We start from the raw sequence: 19,716 nt of genomic DNA, 5'->3' as shown, positions 1-19,716 counted from the left end.
GCCCGCGGATCCGTCGCCACTCGCGGACGGCGCGGGGCCAGCCCCGTGGGCCGCTGTCCGCCGGCAACGCTCCGGCGGGCAGCAACCGGGCCCGCCCTGCCCGGCCCCCGCCCAGCAGCCACACCGCGGCACCCAGGCAGGCCGTGGCCGCTCCCGCCGCCACTCCGGTCGTGCCGTACATTCCTGATCCCTCCTCTCACCACCTGTGCTCGGCACAGGAGTTCTCGTGCACGTCGTGGACTTCACGGATTTCGCGGACTTCGCGGACTTCGCGGACTTCGCGGACTTCGTGGACCAGTACTCCGCGGCTGCCGCTCGCTCGTGGCGCGACCCGCCGCCGCACCCCTGAACGGCTCGGACCTGCCTCCTCAGGTCCTGCGGCCCGGGTTCGTGCGGGCGGGCGTCCGCCGCCGCACCGGTCTCACAGACCGACGTCGGCGTACGGGTTCCGGAGCAGCCCCCGCAGCCGCTCCCAGCCCCGTTCCGGGATGAACGCCTCCGGTCCCCACCGCAGGGCGGGCACGGTCCGGACGAGTCCCGACGGGTCCCGCTCCAGGACGTGCACCTCCGCGATCCGCCGCCGTCCGGAGCGGTCACGCGCCAGGTGGAGCACCACGGACAGCGCGGCGGCGACCTGACTGTGCAGCGCGAGCCGGTCCAGCCCGGCCGCCGTACCGAGGGCTTCCAGCCGGGCGGGCACGTCGGCCGCCGCGTTGGCGTGCACGGTCCCCGAGCCGTCGTGACCGGTGTTCAGGGCGGCCAGCAGATGGACCACTTCCGAGCCGCGGACCTCGCCGACGACCAGCCGGTCCGGCCGCATCCGCAGCGCCTGCCGCACCAGGTCCTCGAGGGTGACGAGGCCCGCCCCCTCCTGGTTGGCGGGCCGGGTCTCCAGGCGGACGACGTGCGGGTGGTCGGGCCGCAGTTCTGCCGAGTCCTCTGCCAGGACGAGCCGCTCGTCCGGCCCGGCCAGCCCGAGCAGGGCGCTGAGCAGCGTCGTCTTCCCCGATCCCGTACCGCCACTGACCAGGAACGACAACCGCGCCTCCAGCAGCGCCCGCAGAATCCGGTCACCACCGGGCGGGACCGTCCCGGCCGCCACCAGCTCGTCGAGCGTGAACGCGCGGGGCCGCACCACCCGCAGGGAGAGGCAGGCACAGCCGACGGCGACCGGCGGAAGAACGGCGTGCAGCCGCGTGCCGTCGGGCAGCCGGGCGTCAGCCCAGGGGCGGGCGTCGTCCAGGCGGCGGCCGGCCACGGCGGCGAGCCGTTGCGCCAGACGCCGTACGGCCGGGGCGTCGGGGAAGCGGACGCCCGTGAGCTCCAGGCCCCCGCCCCGGTCCACCCAGACCCGGTCCGGTGCCGACACCAGCACGTCGGTCACGGACGGATCGGCGAGCAGCGGCTCCAGCGGGCCGCTGCCGACCAGCTCGGACCGCAACTGCTGCGCGGCCCAGAGCACTTCGGCGTCTCCCAGCACCCGCCCCTGGTCCCGCAGTGCCTGTGCGACCCGCGCGGGGGTCGGTTCGGCCCCGCTCTCGGCCAGCCATCGCCGGACCCCGTCGAGCAGCCCGGGAGCCACCACCGTGTCACCGCCCTGCCCCCCGCCTCGCCCGCCCCGCGTCCCCTCGCCCGCCCCGCGTCCCGGCCTGCGCCCGCCGTCGGACGGCCCCGAAGGCAGCGACGGAGCCACCGAGAACGGCGCTTTGGACAGCGGCAGAGGCGCGGACACGGGCGGACGCGGGGACGGAGATGGGGACGGGGACGGAGATGGGGACGGCACCCGGGGCTGCGGTGGGCGCCCCGACCCGGACCACGCGGACCAAAGCCCCGCGGACCCCTCTCCTCGCGCCTTGTCGCCGAGTTCACCGGGTTCGCCGAGTTCCCCGCCCTCACACGCCCCGCCGACCGGACCGGCCCCCGCCGTGGCGCCCCTGGTGCCGGCGCACCTCGTCCCCAAGCCCCGCACGTCGACGTGCCGCGCTCCGCCGGCCGGACCCGCCCCGGCCACAGCGCCCCTTGCTCCGGCGCGCCTCACCTCCACGCCCCTGACGTCGGCGTTCAGCGCCCCGCCGACCGTCCTCCCCGCGGATGCCGCCCCGGCCCCCGGCCGTGCCCCCGCCCACACCAGCACCCGAGCGCCACGCCCCACCACAACACCCGCCGGCCCCTCCCGGCTCGGCCCGGACGGCGGCCCGCTCGCACCCCCGCCGCGGGCACGCGTTCCCCGCTCACCCACCCTCCGGCGACTGCCCTCGGAAGCGTCCGGCCGCCGTGTCCCACTGCTCCCGGGCACCCCCTGTTCCCCCGCCCTCATGCCGCCCTCGCCTCCACCAGCACGCGCTCCCAGAACTCCTTGCAGAAGCGGGCCAGCGGGCTCCGGGGCGAGGCACCCGGCGGCCGGCCCGCCTCGTGACCACGCCGCAGGTCGGGGTCGACGGGCACGTCACCCACGAGGGGCAGCCCGAGCAGCCGGGCCACTTCGCGGTCGTCGAGGCCGGGCGCGTACGGCCCCCGCACCGCCACGCGCAGGTCGCGCACCACCATGCCCACGGCGGAGGCGACCCGTCCGGCCGCGGCGACGGCGCGCAGCTCGCCGGGGACCACGAGAAGCCCGAGGTCGATCTGGGCGAGGGCCTCGGCGACCCCGTCGTCGACACGGCGCGGCAGGTCGACGACGACCGTGCCCCCGCCGCGGCGGGCGGCGGCGAGCACCGCGCGGACGGCCTGCGGCGGTACGGCCACGCAGTCGCCGCGATCCCAGCTGAGCACCCGCAGCGAGTGCATCTCGGGCAGTGACTCCTCCAGGGCGCCGCCACCGACCCGACCGCGTGAGGCGGCGAACGCGGGCCAGCGCAGCCCGTCGGCCGACTCTCCGCCCAGGACGACGTCGAGCCCGCCGCCCAGGGGATCCGCGTCCACGAGCAGGGTGCGCAGCCCTTCCCGTGCGGAGGTGACGGCGAGGGCGCACGCGAGGGTGGACGCCCCGGCCCCGCCCCGGCCGCCGATGACGCCCACGGTGAGCGCGGGCCGGCCGACGCCCTCGGCGACGTCGGCGATGCGGTCGACCAGCCACTGCTCCCCGTCGGGAAGCATCAGGACGTGGTCGGCGCCGATCTCGACGGCGCGTCGCCAGACACCCGAGTCGTCCTGGTCGCGCCCGACCAGCACCACCCCGCGCCGGCGTGCGGCGCCGCGCACCCTGCGGGCTGCGTCGTCCCCGACGATGACCAGCGGAGCCGCCTCCCAGCTCCCCCTGCGTTCCGGCAGGCCGTGGTGGACCTCCGGCGTGGCACCGGCGGCCGCGCACAGGCGCAGCAGGTCGTCCAGCAGCCCGGCATCCTCGGTGACGATCAGCGGGCCGCCCTGCCGGTCTCCTCCGGTCTCGGGCGGCGGCGGGTCGTGTGCGACGGTTCCAGCCATGGTCGTCCCCCTTGCTCTGCGGATCGCGCGGCGCCTCCGGCTGCGCGAAGTCCCTACGTGTGAAGTGCCGGAAAGCGCCCTCTCATACGGAGATCCGACGGAAACCGGCCAAACGCGGCTCGACATACACATCCGGCCGTGAACTCGCCTCGGACGGCCGCGTCGGAAACACGATGCAGCGCTCCGGAAAATCGAGTGGATCTTGGTCGAGAACTGTGGACAAATCGGGGGCTGTGAATACAGCCGTCACCCATACCGGTGAGTCGGGCACCCCTGCTGTCCGACTTCCGTAGAGCAGCCTGAGCGCTACACAGCGTGACAGATCATGGGCATGCCAAACCGCTCCCCTGCGGTGAGGCAGGGAGGCGCGCCGAGGTGCGCGAAGGGGGCGGAAAAGTATCCGGACATGCGACGACCCCCGCCGGGGGGGAGAGCGGGGGTCGTCCCCACGGCCGACTCGGGGGGGGAGGAGTCGGGCCGGGTTAGCACGGTCGCGAACGATCCGTGACTTCCATGGTGTACCCGAGAGCCTTCTCAGGCAAACCCACGCGCCCCACCTTACGCCGAATGGGCTGCGCCTATGCTCGGGGCGTGGAAAACCACTCCTTGCCCCGCACAGCGGCCTTCTTTGATCTGGACAAGACGGTCATTGCGAAGTCGAGCACGCTCACGTTCAGCAAGTCCTTCTACCAAGGCGGTCTGATCAACCGCAGGGCGGTCTTGCGTACCGCATATGCCCAGTTCGTCTTCCTGGCCGGCGGCGCCGATCACGACCAGATGGAACGCATGCGCAAGTACCTGTCCGCGCTGTGCCGCGGCTGGAACGTGCAGCAGGTCAAGGAGATCGTCGCGGAGACGCTGCACGATCTCATCGACCCCATCATCTACGACGAGGCCGCCACCCTCATCGAGGAGCACCACTCGGCGGGCCGGGACGTGGTCATCGTGTCCACCTCCGGCGCCGAGGTGGTCGAGCCGATCGGGGAACTGCTGGGCGCGGACCGGGTCGTGGCCACCCGCATGGTGGTGGGCGACGACGGGTGCTTCACCGGGGAGGTGGAGTACTACGCGTACGGCCCGACGAAGGCGGAGGCCGTGCGGGAGCTGGCCGAGTCCGAGGGGTACGACCTCGACCGCTGCTACGCCTACAGCGACTCGGTGACCGACGTACCGATGCTGGAGGCCGTCGGACATCCGCACGCGGTGAATCCGGACCGGGCGCTGCGCCGGGAGGCTCTCGCGCGTGAGTGGCCGATCCTGGACTTCCACCGGCCGGTGCGCCTCAAGCAGCGCCTGCCCGCCCTGTCCGTGCCGCCGCGCCCCGCGCTCGTGGCCGCCGCCGCCATAGGCGCGGCCGCCGCCACCGCGGGACTGGTCTGGTACGCCAGCCGGCGGCGGGCGACCGTGGCCTGAGCGCCCGTCACCGGCGGGAATTCCGCAGTGCCGCCCGGCGCTTCGGAGCCCGCCGGGGACACGGGCGCGAAGTCGGAACGCACTGCGGAATTACGCGCCCGATTGGCGCCCATTTGAACCCAAAAGTAAAGAAGTACGGCCAGGACTTCCGCTTCCTTCGGACCTGGAGTACAAAGGATTTACGGCCCGCGAGACCAGGGACATCCGAGAGGATCACCCACACCACGCATCAGGCCCCACGGACCGAGCATGGCCACCAGGCACCCACGCGACGTCGACCCGTCGATTACGGGCCAGCCGCACCAGGTGACGGGCAAAGTACCCGACCTGATGGGCACATAACGAGGACGCTTGGTAACCCGGTGGACATGCCAGCGGCGGTACGAGCATTCGTACCGCCGCATCTCTGTGCCACGCCACCACCGCTCCCCGGGCGCGCGGGGGCCCTGTGCTGCGCCCGCGTCAGGCCGCTCCGCGCTGCAGGGCCTCGCACACCGCCGTCGACTCGCGCGCCCCCAGTTCGATCGCACGTCCGCAGTGGGCGATCCAGGCGGCCATGCCCTCGGGTGTACCCGACACGTAGCCCTCCAGGGCCGTCAGATACGCCTCGCGGCCCAGCTCGGCATGGCCCACCTCGGCCGGGCACACCGACTTCGGGTCCAGCCCGCTGCCGACCAGGACGATCCGCTCGGCGGTGCGGGCGACCAGGCCGTTGTGCGAGACGAAGGGGCGCAGTGCGAGGAGTTCGCCGTGCACCACGGCGGCCGTCACGAGCGCCGGAGCGGACCCGCCCGCGATGATCAGGTCCGACAGGCCCTCCAGCCGTCCGTGCGCCTCCGCCGCGCCGGGCACGGGCAGCTCGATTCCCGGCTCCTCGACCTGCTCGCCCTCCCTGCGGGGACGGCCGACGAACTCCGCCTTGTCGGCGGCGGCCACCAGGTGGAGCCGGGCCAGCACCCGCAGGGGTGACTGCCGCCAGATGGACAGCAACTGCCCCGCCTCGGCGGTCAGCCGCAGCGCCGCGCCCACCGTGCGCGCCTCGTCGTCACCGCTGAAGTCGGTGCGTCGCCGCACCTCCTCCAGGGCCCAGTCCGCGCCGCCGAGCGCGGCCGAGCCGCGCGCGCCGCGCAGCGCCGCCTCGGACGTGATCTCGTTGCTGCGCCGCCGCATGACCCGGTGCCCGTAGACCCGGTCGACGGCCTTGCGCACGGACTCCACCGAGTCGGCCACACCGGGCAGGGAGCCCAGGGCCGCCAAGGGATCCCCGCCGCCCGCACTCTGGCGGGAGCCGGACGGAGGACCAGCGGACGCACCTGTCGTACTCATGGGTACGACCCTACGCACCCCGAGCGTCCGGCCCACCTTGGAGTGGTCTTCTTCACGCCGGTGTGCCACATACAGCTATCGCGCCACTACGCTTGGTGAACATGAAAATTGCTTTCGTCGGGAAGGGCGGCAGCGGGAAGACCACTCTGTCCTCCCTGTTCATCCGCCACCTCGTGGCCGAGTCAGCCTCGGTCCTGGCGGTCGACGCGGACATCAACCAGCATCTGGGGCCCGCCCTCGGCCTGACCGAGGAGGAGGCCGCCGCGCTGCCCGCGATGGGCGAGCACCTGCCGCTGATCAAGGACTACCTACGGGGCACCAACCCGCGCATCGCGTCGACGGCGACGATGATCAAGACGACGCCGCCCGGTGAGGGGTCCCGGCTGCTGCGGGTGCGCGAGGACAACCCGGTCTACGACGCGTGCGCGCGGCCCGTGGAACTCGACGGCGGTGCCGCCCGTTTGATGGTCACCGGCCCCTTCACCGACGCCGACCTGGGGGTCGCCTGCTACCACTCCAAGACCGGGGCGGTGGAGCTGTGCCTGAACCACCTGGTGGACGGCCCCGACGACTACGTCGTGGTGGACATGACGGCGGGTTCGGACTCCTTCGCCTCCGGCATGTTCACCCGCTTCGACCTCACGTTCCTCGTGGCCGAGCCGACCCGGAAGGGCGTCTCCGTCTACCGCCAGTACAAGGAGTACGCCCGCGACTTCGGCGTCGCCCTGAAGGTGGTCGGCAACAAGGTGCAGGGGCCGGACGACCTCGACTTCCTGCGGGCCGAGGCCGGGGACGACCTGCTGGTGACGATGGGGCACTCCGACTGGGTGCGCGCGCTGGAGAAGGGCCGCCCGCCCCGGTTCGACCTCCTGGAGGAGCCCAACCGCCGGGCCCTGCGCGTGCTGCGCGAGGCCGTCGACGCGACCTACGAACGGCGCGACCGGGAGCGCTACATGCGCCAGATGGTGCACTTCCACCTCAAGAACGCCCAGTCGTGGGGCAACGAGCGCACCGGGGCCGACCTGGCGGCGCAGGTCGACCCCTCCTTCGTGCTCGGCGAGAGCGTCACCGCCACCGCGTGAGCGGCCGCCCCGGGGCCAGACCCCGGGGCGACCGAATCCGCCGGCACCGCATCTGACCGCAGCGGACCGGCCGGACCGGCCGGAGACGCCGAAGCGGTCCGGCCGGTGCTCAGCCGGTCAGTCCTTCGCCGCCGGGGCCCCGGGGACGCCCTTCGGGGCCGGGGCGGGGGCAGCGGCCAGGAAGGTCTTCCAGTCCTTCTTCGGGGCCTCGCCCACGCCCAGACCGCGCAGCTTCTCGAGGGTCTTCGGGTCCTGGGCGTCCAGCCAGTCGACGAGCTGGCGGAAGGAGACGCAGCGCACCTCGGACTTGGTGCACACCGTCTCGACGACCTCCTCCACGGCCCGCATGTAGGTGCCGCCGTTCCAGGACTCGAAGTGGTTGCCGATGATCAGCGGCGCCCGGTTGCCGTTGTAGGCCCGGTCGAAGCCGCGCAGCAGGGAGTCCCGCATCTCGTCACCCCACTGGTCGTGCTTGGCGGGGTCGCCCTGGGTGGTCGTGCCGGACTGGTTGACCATGTAGTTGTAGTCCATGGACAGCGTCTCGAAGGACCGCCCGGGGAAGGGCACCAGCTGGAGCGAGAGATCCCACAGGCCGTCCTTCTTCTTCGGCCAGACCTGGTTGTTCACGCCGCTGGTGTCGTAGCGCATCCCCAGGTCGCGGGCGGCCTTCATGAAGTTCTTCTGGCCCTCCAGGCAGGGGGTCCGGGCGCCGATGAGCTCCTTGTCGTAGTCGAAGGGGAGCGGGGCCGCGTTCTTCACGCCGGTGTTGGTCTTCCAGGTCTTCACGAACCACTTGGCCTGGGAGATCTCGTCCTTCCAGTCCGCAACCGACCACTCGCCGACGCCGCCGCCGCTGCCGCAGAAGTGGCCGTTGAAGTGGGTGCCGATCTCGTTGCCCTCGAGCCACGCCAGGCGCAGCTGCTTCACCGTGTCGGCGATGCCCTGCGCGTCGTTGAAGCCGATGTCGGAGCGGCCCGGCGAGTGCTGCGGCGGGCGGTACAGGTCGCGCTTCTCCTCCGGCAGCATGTACACGCCGCTCAGGAAGTACGTCATGGTCGCGTTGTTCTCCTTGGCGACCTTGCGGAAGTGCGAGAAGAGCTTCTGGCTGTCCTCGCCCGCGCCGTCCCACGAGAAGACGACGAACTGCGGCGGCTTCTCGCCCGGCTTCAGCCGCTCGGGCTCGGTCAGGTGCGGCTGGGCTCCGGTGTAGGCGGTGGAACCGTCGCCGATCAGCCGGACCACGTTCTTCGGTGCCGGGGCCGGCTTGGCCTTCTCCCGCTCCTTTCCGGTGTTCTCGGTGTCGGTCCCGCAACCGGCGAGTGAGGCGGCGCAGACCGCGACGATCACGGCGCCCGCTGCGATCCTGTGGGTGGCGGCCATCTTCCGCCCACCTTCTTCCTTCTCTCGGACCAACCCTGGTGAGGGTGATGTCTGGTGCTGCCACGGCCACTCCGGCAGCGCCGCCAACGTCGCACGCGAGCGAGAAGGAATTAGTACGACAAGCCGATGAAATGGGCACTTCACTCCCGTGAGTGATTCCTTGGGCTGTATGCCGGGAAAGCCACTATCTGCCTTTTACTCCGCATTACGATCCGTTTACCGCTAGTTGGCAGTGTGTGCGCACTCGCCCGCCGTTGCGCCGCTGTGCCCCACGGCCGTGATCAGCCCCGCCGCAGCGCGGAGCACCCCGTTCCGCGACCGCGCAGACCCGAGGAGACGGGAACATGTCAGCCTGCGTCCCCGCCCGCGCCGCCGACCTGAACCGGACCGAGCGCGCCCACCCGCCCCACAGCCCGCCGCCGACCGGACCGCGCCGCCCGCGCATCGCGGGCGCCGACGTGTCGGCCTCGATCGCGGTCTTCCTCATCGCCCTCCCCCTGTCCCTCGGCATCGCCCTCGCCACCGGCGCGCCGCTCCAGGCCGGCCTGGTCGCCGCCGCCGTGGGCGGCCTCGTCGCCGGACTGCTCGGCGGTTCCCCCCTCCAGGTCAGCGGCCCGGCCGCCGGACTCACCGTCGTCACCGCCGACCTCATCCAGCGCTACGGCTGGCGCACCACCTGCGCCATCACCGTCCTCGCCGGCCTCGCCCAGCTGGGCCTGGGCTGCCTGCGGGTGGCCCGCGGCGCGCTCGCCGTCAGCCCCGCGATCGTGCACGGCATGCTCGCCGGCATCGGCGTCACCATCGCCGTCGCCCAGGTGCACATCGTCCTCGGCGGCACCCCGCAGAGCTCCGTGCCCGACAACCTCCGCGCGCTGCCCGCCCAGTTGGCGGACTTCGACCCGGCCGCGGTCTCGGCGAGCCTGCTCACCCTGACGCTCCTGCTGTTCTGGCCACGGCTCCCGGGCCGGATCGGCCGCTTCCTGCGCAGGATCCCGGCCGCGCTCGTCGCCGTCACCGGGGCCACCGCCGTCGCGTCCGCCGCGGGCCTCGCCCTGACCCAGGTCGACCTGCCGTCCTGGCGCAGCCACGCCCTCGCCGGGCTGCCCGAGGGGCCCGTCCTCGGCCTCGTCGCCGCCGTCCTCACCACCACGCTGGTGTGCAGCGTGCAGTCCCTGCTCGGCGCGGTCGCCGTCGACAAGCTGGCCTCGGCGCGCCCCGGTCCGCAGCACGTCAAGCGCTCCGACCTGGACCGTGAACTCCTCGGTCAGGGCGCCGCCAACATCGTCTCCGGGTCCCTCGGCGGCCTGCCCGTGGCGGGGGTCGCCGTGCGCAGTTCGGCGAATGTCCGCGCCGGTGCCGTGAGCCGGAACTCCACGATGCTGCACGGCGTTCTCGTAGTGATCGCCGCGCTGCTGATGGTCCCTCTCCTGGAGCTCATCCCGCTCGCCTCGCTCGCCGCCCTGGTGATGGCCGTCGGCATCCAGATGGTGTCCCTGCACCACATCCGCACGGTGACCCGCCACCGCGAGGTCCTCGTCTACGCCGTCACCACCCTCGGCGTGGTGTCCCTGGGCGTCCTGGAGGGTGTCGTCCTGGGCATCGCCGTGGCCGTCGCCGTGGCACTGCACCGTCTCACCCGTACCCGCATCACCCACGAGGAGAAGGGAGGCACCCATCATGTCCACGTCCGCGGGCAGTTGACGTTCCTCGCCGTACCGCGCCTGAGCCGGGCCCTGCACCTCGTCCCGCCGGGGGCCGACACCGTCGTGGCGCTGGACGGGTCGTTCATGGACCACGCCGCGTACGAGGCGCTGCACGACTGGCAGAGCACCCACCGCGCGCGGGGCGGCACCGTGGAGATCACCGGCCGCCGTGCCGGACTGCGGATCGCGGAGCCGGGGGACCTGGCCGGGCACCCCACGCCCGGCGGGCGGCAGACCGGCGGCACCCCGGACAGCGGCTGCCGCTGCCGGCCCTGGACGGCCTGGCGCAACCACCAGTGCGAGCGGCCGCCCACCGAGCCCCTCCCCGGCACCGCGCCGCAGCCGCCCGACGCAGCCAGGCCGGAGCGGACCGGCGGCCACGCGCGGGAGCTGGTGCGGGGCATCAGCGCGTTCCAGCGGGACACCGCTCCCCTGGTGCGTGAGGAGCTCGCCCGGCTGGCACGCGAGGGGCAGCGGCCCGCGCAGCTGTTCCTGACCTGCGCCGACTCGCGGCTGGTCACCTCGATGATCACCGCCAGCGGTCCGGGGGACCTCTTCGTGGTGCGCAACGTGGGCAACTTCGTGCCGCCGCCCGGCGAGGAGAGCGGCGACGACTCGGTCGCGGCGGCCCTCGAGTACGCAGTGGAGGTGCTGGCGGTCCGGTCCATCACCGTGTGCGGGCACTCCGGCTGCGGGGCGATGCAGGCGCTGCTCGACTCCCGGCCGCAGGGCGCGTGCACCCCGCTGGGCCGGTGGCTGCGGCACGGCCGGCCCAGCCTGGAGCGTCTGGGCGGCCCGGACGGGCCGGGCGAGCGGCTGGCCGGGAGCACACCCGGCGACGCCGTCGAGCGGCTCTGCCTGAGCAACGTGGTCCAGCAGCTGGACCATCTGGGCGCCCACCCGTCGGTCGCCCGTGCCGTGAAGGAGGGACGGCTGGAGGTGCACGGGATGTACTTCGACGTGGCCGGGGCCCAGGCGTACCTGCTCACCGAAGCCGGCTGCACCCGGGTCTTCGACCGGGTCCGGGCGGCCGATCTGCCAGGTGAGGGGTCCCTTCCGGTGTGAGAGGCGTTACACACCCTGAACCTCCGGGCCCCGGCGTCCGTGGGTACCGGTGACCCCTTGGCCGCGGAAGCATCCGACCACCGCAATAGGTCTAAACCATTTTGCCGTCGACCCTTGTCATGGCACCCCCGGTTCTGATGAGCTGTGGCCTGGGACACAACGGACACCCCCGGGAAAGGCAGATGCCGTGAGCAACGAAAGCCTGGCCAACCTTTTGAAGGAGGAGCGTCGCTTCGCGCCGCCCGCTGACCTGGCCGCCAACGCCAACGTCACGGCCGAGGCGTACGAAAGTGCCAAGGCTGACAGGCTCGGCTTCTGGGCCGAGCAGGCCCGCCGGCTGACCTGGGCCAAGGAGCCCACCGAAACGCTCGACTGGTCGAACCCGCCGTTCGCCAAGTGGTTCCAGGACGGCGAACTCAACGTCGCCTACAACTGCGTCGACCGCCACGTCGAGGCCGGCAACGGCGACCGGGTCGCCATCCACTTCGAGGGCGAGCCGGGCGACAGCCGCACCCTCACCTACGCCCAGCTCAAGGACGAGGTGTCCCGGGCGGCCAACGCCCTGCGGGAGCTGGGAGTCGAGAAGGGCGACCGGGTCGCGGTCTACCTGCCGATGATCCCCGAGGCCGTCGTGGCGATGCTGGCCTGCGCCCGCATCGGCGCCGCCCACTCCGTGGTCTTCGGCGGCTTCTCGGCCGACGCCCTCGCCACCCGCATCCAGGACGCGAACGCCAGGGTCGTCATCACCGCCGACGGCGGCTACCGCCGCGGCAAGCCCTCCGCCCTGAAGCCGGCCGTGGACGAGGCGGCCGGCCGGGCCGACATCGTCGAGCACGTCCTCGTCGTCCGCCGCACCGGCCAGGACGTCGCCTGGACCGAGGGCCGCGACATCTGGTGGCACGACCTGGTCGGCCGGCAGAGCAGCGAGCACACGCCGGAGGCGTTCGGCGCCGAGCACCCGCTGTTCATCCTCTACACGTCCGGCACCACCGGGAAGCCGAAGGGCATCCTGCACACCTCCGGCGGCTTCCTCACCCAGACGGCGTACACCCACTGGTCCGTATTCGACCTCAAGCCCGAGAAGGACGTGTTCTGGTGCACGGCCGACATCGGCTGGGTGACCGGTCACTCGTACATCGTCTACGGCCCGCTGGCCAACGGCGCGACCCAGGTCATGTACGAGGGCACGCCCGACACCCCGCACCAGGGGCGCTTCTGGGAGATCGTCCAGAAGTACGGCGTGACCATCCTCTACACCGCGCCCACCGCGATCCGGACGTTCATGAAGTGGGGCGACGACATCCCCGCCAAGTTCGACCTGTCGTCACTGCGGATCCTCGGCTCCGTGGGTGAGCCGATCAACCCCGAGGCGTGGATCTGGTACCGCAAGAACATCGGCGGGGACCGCACCCCGGTGGTGGACACCTGGTGGCAGACGGAGACCGGCGGCATCATGATCTCGCCGCTGCCCGGGGTGACCGACGCCAAGCCCGGCTCCGCCCAGACCGCGCTGCCCGGCATCGCGGCGACCGTCGTCGACGACGAGGGCAACGAGGTGCCCAGCGGCGGCGGTGGCTACCTCGTGGTCACCGAGCCGTGGCCGTCGATGCTGCGCACCGTCTGGGGCGACGACCAGCGGTATATCGACACCTACTGGTCCCGCTTCGAGGGCAAGTACTTCGCGGGCGACGGTGCCAAGCGGGACGACGACGGCGACATCTGGCTGCTCGGCCGGGTCGACGACGTGATGCTGGTGTCGGGGCACAACATCTCCACCACGGAGGTCGAGTCGGCGCTCGTCTCCCACCCGTCGGTCGCCGAGGCGGCCGTGGTCGGTGCGGCCGACGAGACGACCGGGCAGGCGATCGTCGCCTTCGTCATCCTGCGCGGCACAGCGGCGGAGACCGAGGACCTGGTCGCCGAGCTGCGCAACCACGTCGGTGCCACCCTCGGCCCGATCGCCAAGCCCAAGCGGATCCTGCCGGTGGCCGAGCTGCCGAAGACCCGCTCGGGCAAGATCATGCGCCGTCTGCTGCGGGACGTCGCGGAGAACCGCCAGCTCGGTGACGTCACCACGCTGACCGACTCCACGGTCATGGACCTCATCCAGGCGAAGCTGCCGCAGTCGCCCAGCGACGACTGAGCGGAACCGGCAGCACGACGGCAGCAATGTCGGCGGAGGGCACCCGGCTTCACCACCGGGTGCCCTCCGCCGTTCCGGGGCGTCCGCGGGATGACCTTGGCGCTGTGGCCCGTCCGGGCCCTTCCGGCGGACCGCCGGACATGGCGGCCACGCTCCGGGACACCCGGCCGGCGCAGCGCTTCGCCGTCCGCGGGGGCGGCCCGCAACCGCCACCCGCCACCGAGGCCGGCCGCAGGCTCCCGCCCCGGGCCCCTTGTGTGCGCTCGCCGAGCCGGTCGCTAAACTGGCCGAAAAGACGAGCTGCAGGCTCTTTCATGGAGCGCCGGGAAGTCTGGTCGGCACACGATTCGTGCTGCCCACCGACCAGAGGAACCACCCGTGACCCCGCCCCACACCCCCAGCCCCCGCAAGGCTTTCGGCCGCCTCTCGCTGCCCGAGCGCACCTACATCACGGACGCGCTGCGCACCGAGACCGTCGGCGGTGTGCTGCTGCTCCTCGCCGCCGTCGCCGCCCTGGTCTGGGCGAACATCCCCGCACTGGGGGACAGCTACACGAGCGTGAGCGACTTCCACTTCGGCCCCGAGGCACTCGGCCTCAACCTCTCCGTGGCGCACTGGGCCGCCGACGGCATGCTCGCGATCTTCTTCTTCGTCGCCGGTGTCGAACTCAAGCGCGAACTCGTCGCGGGCGACCTCCGCGATCCCAAGGCCGCCGCGCTCCCGGTCGTCGCCGCGCTGTGCGGCATGGCCGTACCGGCCATCGTCTACACGATCACCAGTTCGGCCGGCGGCGGCTCGCTGGCCGGGTGGGCCGTGCCCACCGCCACCGACATCGCCTTCGCGCTCGCCGTGCTCGCCGTGATCGGTACCTCCCTGCCGAGCGCCCTGCGCGCCTTCCTGCTCACGCTGGCCGTCGTCGACGACCTCTTCGCGATCCTCATCATCGCGGTCTTCTTCACCGAGAGCCTGAACTTCGCCGCGCTCGGCGGCGCCGCCCTGGGCCTGGGCCTCTTCTGGTTCCTGCTCCGCAAGGGCGTGCGCGGGTGGTACGTCTATGTGCCCCTCGCGCTGGTCATCTGGGGTCTGATGTACAACAGCGGCATCCACGCCACCATCGCGGGTGTCGCCATGGGCCTGATGCTGCGCTGCCACCGCCGCGAGGGCGAGGAGACCTCCCCGGGCGAGCGGGTGGAGCATCTGATCCGGCCGCTGTCAGCGGGCCTGGCGGTGCCGCTGTTCGCCCTGTTCAGCGCCGGTGTGGCGGTGTCCGGCGGCGCGCTCGCCGACGTGTTCACCACTCCGGAGACCCTGGGTGTCGTCCTCGGTCTCGTCGTCGGCAAGACGATCGGCATCTTCGGCGGGACATGGCTCACCGCCCGCTTCACCCGGGCCTCGCTCAGCGACGAACTCGCCTGGGCGGACGTCTTCGCCGTGGCCAGCCTCGCCGGTATCGGCTTCACCGTCTCGCTGCTCATCGGTGAACTCGCCTTCGACGGCGACGCGTCGCTGACCGACAGCACCAAGGCCGCCGTCCTGACCGGTTCGCTGATCGCCACCGTCCTGGCCACCGTGCTGCTGAAGCTGCGCAACGCCAAGTACCGCAGGCTGGCCGAGGAGGAGGAGCGCGACGAGGACCTGAGCGGCGTACCGGACGTCTACGAGGAGGACGATCCGGCGTACCACCTGCGCATGGCGGAGATCCACGAGCGGAAGGCCGAGGAGCACCGGCGACTCGCCGAGGAGAAGGCCGCCGCGCGCGACGGGCTTGCCGAAGTGCCGGGCGGGGCAGGCGAGGAGCACGACCGTCCGGCATGATCTGACGAGACGGTACAAAGTCGGGAGCACACCGTCCGGCAGCAAGCGGTCGGCCCTCGGGCCCGGGCGCTCGCAGTCGGACACGAACGGTCGGAACGCGACGGCCGGACCGGTCGGACCGGATCGGCCACCCACGGCACGGGCCGGGACGGACCCGCCGGGCCGGGAGGCCGGGACGGACCCGCCGGACGGGACGGCCAACGGTCCACCGGGCCGGGATGGCCGGCGGCCGGCCACCGGCCGGAGCAACCGGCACGACCGCCGGTGCCGGCCGGTGCACGGACGACCGGCCCGGCACCACCCGACTCGGACCGTCGGACGGCAGACTGCACCGTGGCCACGGCACGCAGTACGTACGCAGAAGAGGGAGACCGCGATGAGCGCACCCGACGGCAGCCCGGTCGGAGCCGAACGCAGCGTCGGACAGCTGTTCGCCTCGGCGACGGCGGACATGTCGGCCCTGGTGCACGACGAGATCGCGCTGGCGAAGGCCCAGCTCAAGCAGGACGTGAAGCGGGGAGCGGCGAGCGGCGGGGCCCTGTCCCTGGCCGGCCTGATCCTGCTGTTCTCCCTGCCGATGCTGAACTTCGCGCTGGCGTACGGCATCCGCACCTGGAGCAACTGGAACCTCGCGCTCTGCTTCCTGCTGTCCTTCGCGGCGAACGTGCTGGTCGCGCTGCTTCTCGCGCTGATCGGCATCGTCTTCGCGAAGAAGGCCAAGAAGGGCCGCGGCCCGCAGAAGGTCGCCGCCTCGGTGAAGGAGACGGCGGGCGTGCTGCAGAAGGCCAAGCCGCACCCGCGGCCCGCCCTGCCGAAGGACCGGGGCCCCGAAGCCATCGAGGCTGTGGCACGCTCGTCCTCATGACGGGCTCCTCCACGCCTCCGGCGCAGTCACCCTCGGCGCAACCCGCCTCGGTCGTCCGTATCGACGTCCCCGGCGGCGCCGAGGTGACCCACCGGGACGTCGCCGCCAACGGCGCCCGCTTCCACATCGCGGAAGTCGGTGACGGCCCGCTGGTCCTGCTGCTGCACGGCTTCCCCCAGTTCTGGTGGACCTGGCGGCACCAGATGACGGCACTCGCCGACGCCGGCTTCCGGGCCGTCGCCATGGACCTGCGGGGCGTCGGCGGCAGCGACCGCACCCCGCGCGGCTACGACCCGGCCAACCTCGCCCTGGACATCACCGGGGTGGTCCGCTCCCTCGGCGAGCCGGACGCCGCCCTGGTCGGTCACGACCTGGGCGGATACCTCGCGTGGACGGCCGCCGCGATGCGGCCGAAGCTGGTCCGGCGGCTGGCGGTCGCGTCCATGCCCCACCCGCGGCGGTGGCGCTCCGCCCTGCTCGGCGACGTCCGCCAGTCGGCCGCGCTGTCCCACATCTGGGGGTTCCAGCGGCCCTGGGTGCCCGAGCGGCAGCTCACGGCCGACGACGGGGAACTCGTCGCCCGGCTCATCCGGGAGTGGTCCGGGCCGCGCCCGGCCGACGAGGAGGCGCTGGACGTCTACCGCCGCGCCATGTGCATCCCCTCCACGGCACACTGCTCGGTCGAGCCGTACCGCTGGATGGTGCGCTCGCTGGCCCGGCCGGACGGCATCCAGTTCAACCGCAGGATGAAGCGGCCGGTGCGGGTGCCCACCCTGCATCTGCACGGCTCCCTCGACCCGGTGGTGCGCACCCGCAGCGCCGCCGGCTCCGGGCAGTACGTCGAAGCCCCGTACCGCTGGCGGCTGTTCGACGGACTCGGGCACTTCCCGCACGAGGAGGACCCGGTCGCCTTCTCCACCGAACTGATCAATTGGCTGAAGGATCCGGAACCCGATCGGTAACCGGAGCGACACGGCTCGCACGTTCGCGTGAACACCCGCTCCACGAACGGCCACTTGCCCGGCGCATAGGCCAATTGGGCGCCCGTGGGGCGGTTATCGACCATGGGTCAGGGGCAGACGTCCGGGTATGGGCTGGACGCACGACTACAGTGACGCAGGCCGCAATCGCCGTTCGGCGAGCGGTGTGGGCTCTCACCAGCGAGGCGGTGCACCGCAGATGGCAGCAGAGAGGGATCCCCGGGTGGGCATTCCGCGCATCCTGCGCCGCCGGGCGCGCTGGGTCTCCGTCCGCCTGCGTCATCCACGGGGCTGACCGCCCCGACGCCCGCACCGGCGTCCCGATCCCCTCCGGTCCCTCAGCTCCCCCAGGGTGCACGGCTGCCGCTGCCCGCAAGCGGAATGCGCGGCCGCCCCTCCGCGGGCCGGCTACAGCGCGCAGTTGTCGCTGTCGACCTGCTGGTTCGCGCTGCGCCCCTTCGCGATGTCCTCCTGGATCTCGTCCGCGGTGAGCGCGTAGCCCGTCTCCGCGTCGTCCAGCGACTTCGCGAAGACCACGCCGTAGACCTCGCCCTCGGGCGTCAGCAGGGGGCCGCCGGAGTTGCCCTGACGCACCGTCGCGTAGAGGGAGTACACGTCGCGGCGGACCGTGCCCCGGTGGTAGATGTCCGGGCCGTTGGCCGTGATCCGGCCGCGGACCCGGGCCGAACGGACGTCGTACGCGCCGTTCTCGGGGAAGCCGGCGACGATCGCGCTGTCCCCGCTGCTCGCGTCCTCGTCCGCGAACCGCAGCACGGGCGCCTTGAGGTCGGGCACGTCGAGGACGGCGATGTCGCGCTCCCAGTCGTAGAGGACGACGGTCGCGTCGTACTTCCTGCCCTCGCCGCCTATCTGCACGGTGGGTTCGTCGACGCCCCCCACGACGTGCGCGTTGGTCATGACCCGGCGCTTGTCGAAGACGAAACCGGTGCCCTCCAGGACCTTGCCGCACCGCACCGCGGTGCCCATCACCTTGACGATGGAGCGCTGCGCGCGGGCGGCCACCGGGCTGCCCGCCAGTGCCGGGTCGGGCGGCCGGACGTTCTTGATCGGCTCGTTGGCGAACGGGCTGAAGACCTGCGGGAAGCCGTTCTGCGCGAGGACGGAGGAGAAGTCGGCGAACCAGGTGTCGGCCTGGTCGGGCAGCGCCCGTGAGACGCCGAGCAGCACCTTGGAGCTGCGGACCTCCTTGCCGAGCGTCGGCAGCGTCGTCCCGGCGAGGGCCGAGCCGATCAGCCAGGCCACCAGCAGCATCGCGACCACGTTGACCAGGGCGCCGCCGGTGGCGTCGAGCGCGCGGGCCGGGGACCAGGTGATGTAGCGGCGCAGCTTGTTGCCGAGATGCGTGGTCAGGGCCTGGCCGATGGACGCGCAGACTATGACGACGACGATCGCGACGACGGCGGCGGTGGTGCTGACCTCGGCGTTGTCCGTCATCGCGTCCCAGATGACGGGCAGCACGTAGACGGCGACGAGACCGCCGCCCAGGAACCCGATCACCGACAGGATGCCGACGACGAACCCCTGGCGGTAGCCGACGACCGCGAACCACACGGCGGCGACCAGCAACAGGATGTCCAGCACGTTCACCGATTCAAGCCTCGCCTCGTCATTCCGGTCGGTCCCGCACGGCCGGAATCCGGGAACGAGGGCAGGGTGGGCACACCACCGCCGTCGCAGGCCCCCGAAGAGCACGGCACGGCGACCAGCCTGTCATGACCGCCAGTCCAGCGGGACCTGCTTGTCCCGGTTCCACGGGCGCTCCCACCCCGCGAAATGCAGCAGCCGGTCGATGATCCCGGCCGTGAACCCCCACACGAGGGCGGATTCGACCAGGAACGCGGGGCCGCGGTGGCCGCTGGGGTGGACCGTGGTGGCACGGTTGGCCGGATCGGTGAGATCCGCCACGGAGACCTTGAAGACGCGCGCCGTCTCGTTCGGATCGACCACCCCGACCGGGCTCGGGGCGCGCCACCAGCCCAGCACCGGGGTCACGACGAAACCGCTGACCGGGATGTACAGCTTCGGCAGCGCGCCGAACACCTGCACCCCGGCCGGATCGAGTCCGGTCTCCTCCTCCGCCTCGCGGAGCGCGGCCCGCAGCGGCCCGTCGGCCTGCGGATCACCGTCCTCGGGGTCGAGGGCGCCGCCGGGGAAGGCGGGCTGGCCCGCGTGCGAACGCAGGGAGCTGGCCCGCTCCATCAGCAGCAGCTCCGGGCCGCGGTGCCCCTCGCCGAACAGCACGAGGACGGCGGACTGGCGACCCGCGCCGTCCGCCGGGGGCAGGAAGCGGCTCAGCTGCCGCGGCGCGACCGTCTCCGCCGCCCGTGCCACCGGGTCCAGCCAGGGAGGCAGCCCGTCCTTCCGGAACGCCACCCGGCCGTCCCGGGCCCCGCTCACATGCATCTGCGCCACCCCCGACATCCGAGCCCGCCCCGGGCCGCGCCCTCCGGCGGGGCCGCGTGTGCCGACCGGGCCGAGCCCTCAGGCCGGGCCGCGTGCG

Annotated in this window: 14 protein-coding genes and 1 pseudogene; 8 read left to right on the top strand and 7 right to left on the bottom strand. The window is 72.6% G+C overall.

Features of this window, described 5'->3' with window-relative positions:
• The 3 genes and pseudogenes from G3I53_RS33340 to ssd form a co-directional block, all read right to left on the bottom strand.
• Positions 1-181: pseudogene (locus tag G3I53_RS33340) on the bottom strand (hypothetical protein); the annotation flags it as partial.
• 240 nt (positions 182-421) lie between these two features.
• Positions 422-1,585 (bottom strand): TadA family conjugal transfer-associated ATPase, encoded by a 1,164-nt coding sequence (locus G3I53_RS16245; protein WP_164438481.1) that lies wholly within the window; start codon positions 1,583-1,585, stop codon positions 422-424.
• Between the two features lie 728 nt (positions 1,586-2,313).
• Positions 2,314-3,423 (bottom strand): septum site-determining protein Ssd, encoded by a 1,110-nt coding sequence (gene ssd, locus G3I53_RS16240; protein WP_164438480.1) that lies wholly within the window; start codon positions 3,421-3,423, stop codon positions 2,314-2,316.
• A gap of 567 nt (positions 3,424-3,990) precedes the next feature.
• Between ssd and G3I53_RS16235 the strand changes: the two genes are divergently transcribed.
• On the top strand, positions 3,991-4,836 hold the full coding sequence (locus tag G3I53_RS16235) for an HAD-IB family hydrolase (RefSeq protein ID WP_164337218.1): 846 nt from the start codon (positions 3,991-3,993) through the stop codon (positions 4,834-4,836).
• A gap of 462 nt (positions 4,837-5,298) precedes the next feature.
• Here the strand turns inward: G3I53_RS16235 and G3I53_RS16230 are convergent, their stop codons facing one another.
• Complete coding sequence (locus G3I53_RS16230) at positions 5,299-6,162, bottom strand: oxidoreductase (RefSeq protein ID WP_239063927.1); 864 nt, start codon at positions 6,160-6,162, stop codon at positions 5,299-5,301.
• A gap of 101 nt (positions 6,163-6,263) precedes the next feature.
• Between G3I53_RS16230 and G3I53_RS16225 the strand changes: the two genes are divergently transcribed.
• Positions 6,264-7,244, top strand: coding sequence for an ATP-binding protein (locus G3I53_RS16225; protein ID WP_203592299.1), 981 nt, complete (start codon positions 6,264-6,266; stop codon positions 7,242-7,244).
• A gap of 117 nt (positions 7,245-7,361) precedes the next feature.
• On the opposite strand, the gene G3I53_RS16220 is transcribed toward G3I53_RS16225, so the two are convergent.
• Positions 7,362-8,624, bottom strand: coding sequence for a hypothetical protein (locus tag G3I53_RS16220; protein ID WP_164337216.1), 1,263 nt, complete (start codon positions 8,622-8,624; stop codon positions 7,362-7,364).
• 344 nt (positions 8,625-8,968) lie between these two features.
• On the opposite strand from G3I53_RS16220, the gene G3I53_RS16215 reads away from it, so the two are divergent.
• The 6 genes from G3I53_RS16215 (at position 8,969) to G3I53_RS33920 (ending at position 17,490) form a co-directional block, all read left to right on the top strand.
• The gene (locus G3I53_RS16215) at positions 8,969-11,392 is read left to right on the top strand and encodes a SulP family inorganic anion transporter (RefSeq protein ID WP_164438479.1); all 2,424 of its coding nucleotides are present in this window, start codon (positions 8,969-8,971) and stop codon (positions 11,390-11,392) included.
• A 187-nt stretch (positions 11,393-11,579) separates the two neighbouring features.
• Positions 11,580-13,535 (top strand): acetate--CoA ligase, encoded by a 1,956-nt coding sequence (gene acs / locus G3I53_RS16210; protein ID WP_164338521.1) that lies wholly within the window; start codon positions 11,580-11,582, stop codon positions 13,533-13,535.
• Between the two features lie 378 nt (positions 13,536-13,913).
• Positions 13,914-15,350, top strand: coding sequence for a Na+/H+ antiporter NhaA (gene nhaA / locus G3I53_RS16205; protein ID WP_164338522.1), 1,437 nt, complete (start codon positions 13,914-13,916; stop codon positions 15,348-15,350).
• Between the two features lie 376 nt (positions 15,351-15,726).
• On the top strand, positions 15,727-16,215 hold the full coding sequence (locus G3I53_RS16200) for a phage holin family protein (RefSeq protein WP_164338523.1): 489 nt from the start codon (positions 15,727-15,729) through the stop codon (positions 16,213-16,215).
• Positions 16,212-17,177 carry an alpha/beta hydrolase gene (locus G3I53_RS16195; RefSeq protein WP_164338524.1) on the top strand — a complete coding sequence of 322 codons (966 nt, stop codon included), beginning with the start codon at positions 16,212-16,214 and terminating at the stop codon, positions 17,175-17,177. Before G3I53_RS16200 ends, G3I53_RS16195 begins: the two co-directional genes overlap by 4 nt.
• A gap of 127 nt (positions 17,178-17,304) precedes the next feature.
• A complete protein-coding gene (locus G3I53_RS33920) occupies positions 17,305-17,490 on the top strand; it encodes a hypothetical protein (protein WP_164338525.1) in 186 nt (61 codons plus the stop codon).
• A gap of 113 nt (positions 17,491-17,603) precedes the next feature.
• Here G3I53_RS33920 and G3I53_RS16185 read toward each other — a convergent pair whose 3' ends face one another.
• Complete coding sequence (locus tag G3I53_RS16185; RefSeq protein ID WP_164338526.1) at positions 17,604-18,803, bottom strand: MarP family serine protease; 1,200 nt, start codon at positions 18,801-18,803, stop codon at positions 17,604-17,606.
• 123 nt (positions 18,804-18,926) lie between these two features.
• Complete coding sequence (locus tag G3I53_RS16180) at positions 18,927-19,619, bottom strand: CoA pyrophosphatase (RefSeq protein ID WP_203592655.1); 693 nt, start codon at positions 19,617-19,619, stop codon at positions 18,927-18,929.
• Positions 19,620-19,716: the final 97 nt, after the last annotated feature.

It is taken from the genome of Streptomyces sp. SID14436 (genome assembly GCF_010548465.1).
Classification (GTDB): domain Bacteria; phylum Actinomycetota; class Actinomycetes; order Streptomycetales; family Streptomycetaceae; genus Streptomyces.
This window is presented reverse-complemented; position numbering and strand designations above follow the sequence as displayed.

Excerpts from the sequence above, each read along its gene's own strand:
- G3I53_RS16200 (WP_164338523.1), top strand. The coding sequence starts at position 15,727 with ATGAGCGCACCCGACGGCAGCCCGGTCGGAGCCGAACGCAGCGTCGGA.
- G3I53_RS33920 (WP_164338525.1), top strand. The coding sequence starts at position 17,305 with ATGGGCTGGACGCACGACTACAGTGACGCAGGCCGCAATCGCCGTTCG.
- G3I53_RS16225 (WP_203592299.1), top strand. The coding sequence starts at position 6,264 with ATGAAAATTGCTTTCGTCGGGAAGGGCGGCAGCGGGAAGACCACTCTG.
- G3I53_RS16230 (WP_239063927.1), bottom strand. The coding sequence starts at position 6,162 with ATGAGTACGACAGGTGCGTCCGCTGGTCCTCCGTCCGGCTCCCGCCAG.
- ssd (WP_164438480.1), bottom strand. The coding sequence starts at position 3,423 with ATGGCTGGAACCGTCGCACACGACCCGCCGCCGCCCGAGACCGGAGGA.
- G3I53_RS16235 (WP_164337218.1), top strand. The coding sequence starts at position 3,991 with ATGGGCTGCGCCTATGCTCGGGGCGTGGAAAACCACTCCTTGCCCCGC.
- G3I53_RS16195 (WP_164338524.1), top strand. The coding sequence starts at position 16,212 with ATGACGGGCTCCTCCACGCCTCCGGCGCAGTCACCCTCGGCGCAACCC.
- G3I53_RS16215 (WP_164438479.1), top strand. The coding sequence starts at position 8,969 with ATGTCAGCCTGCGTCCCCGCCCGCGCCGCCGACCTGAACCGGACCGAG.
- G3I53_RS16220 (WP_164337216.1), bottom strand. The coding sequence starts at position 8,624 with ATGGCCGCCACCCACAGGATCGCAGCGGGCGCCGTGATCGTCGCGGTC.
- G3I53_RS16180 (WP_203592655.1), bottom strand. The coding sequence starts at position 19,619 with ATGCATGTGAGCGGGGCCCGGGACGGCCGGGTGGCGTTCCGGAAGGAC.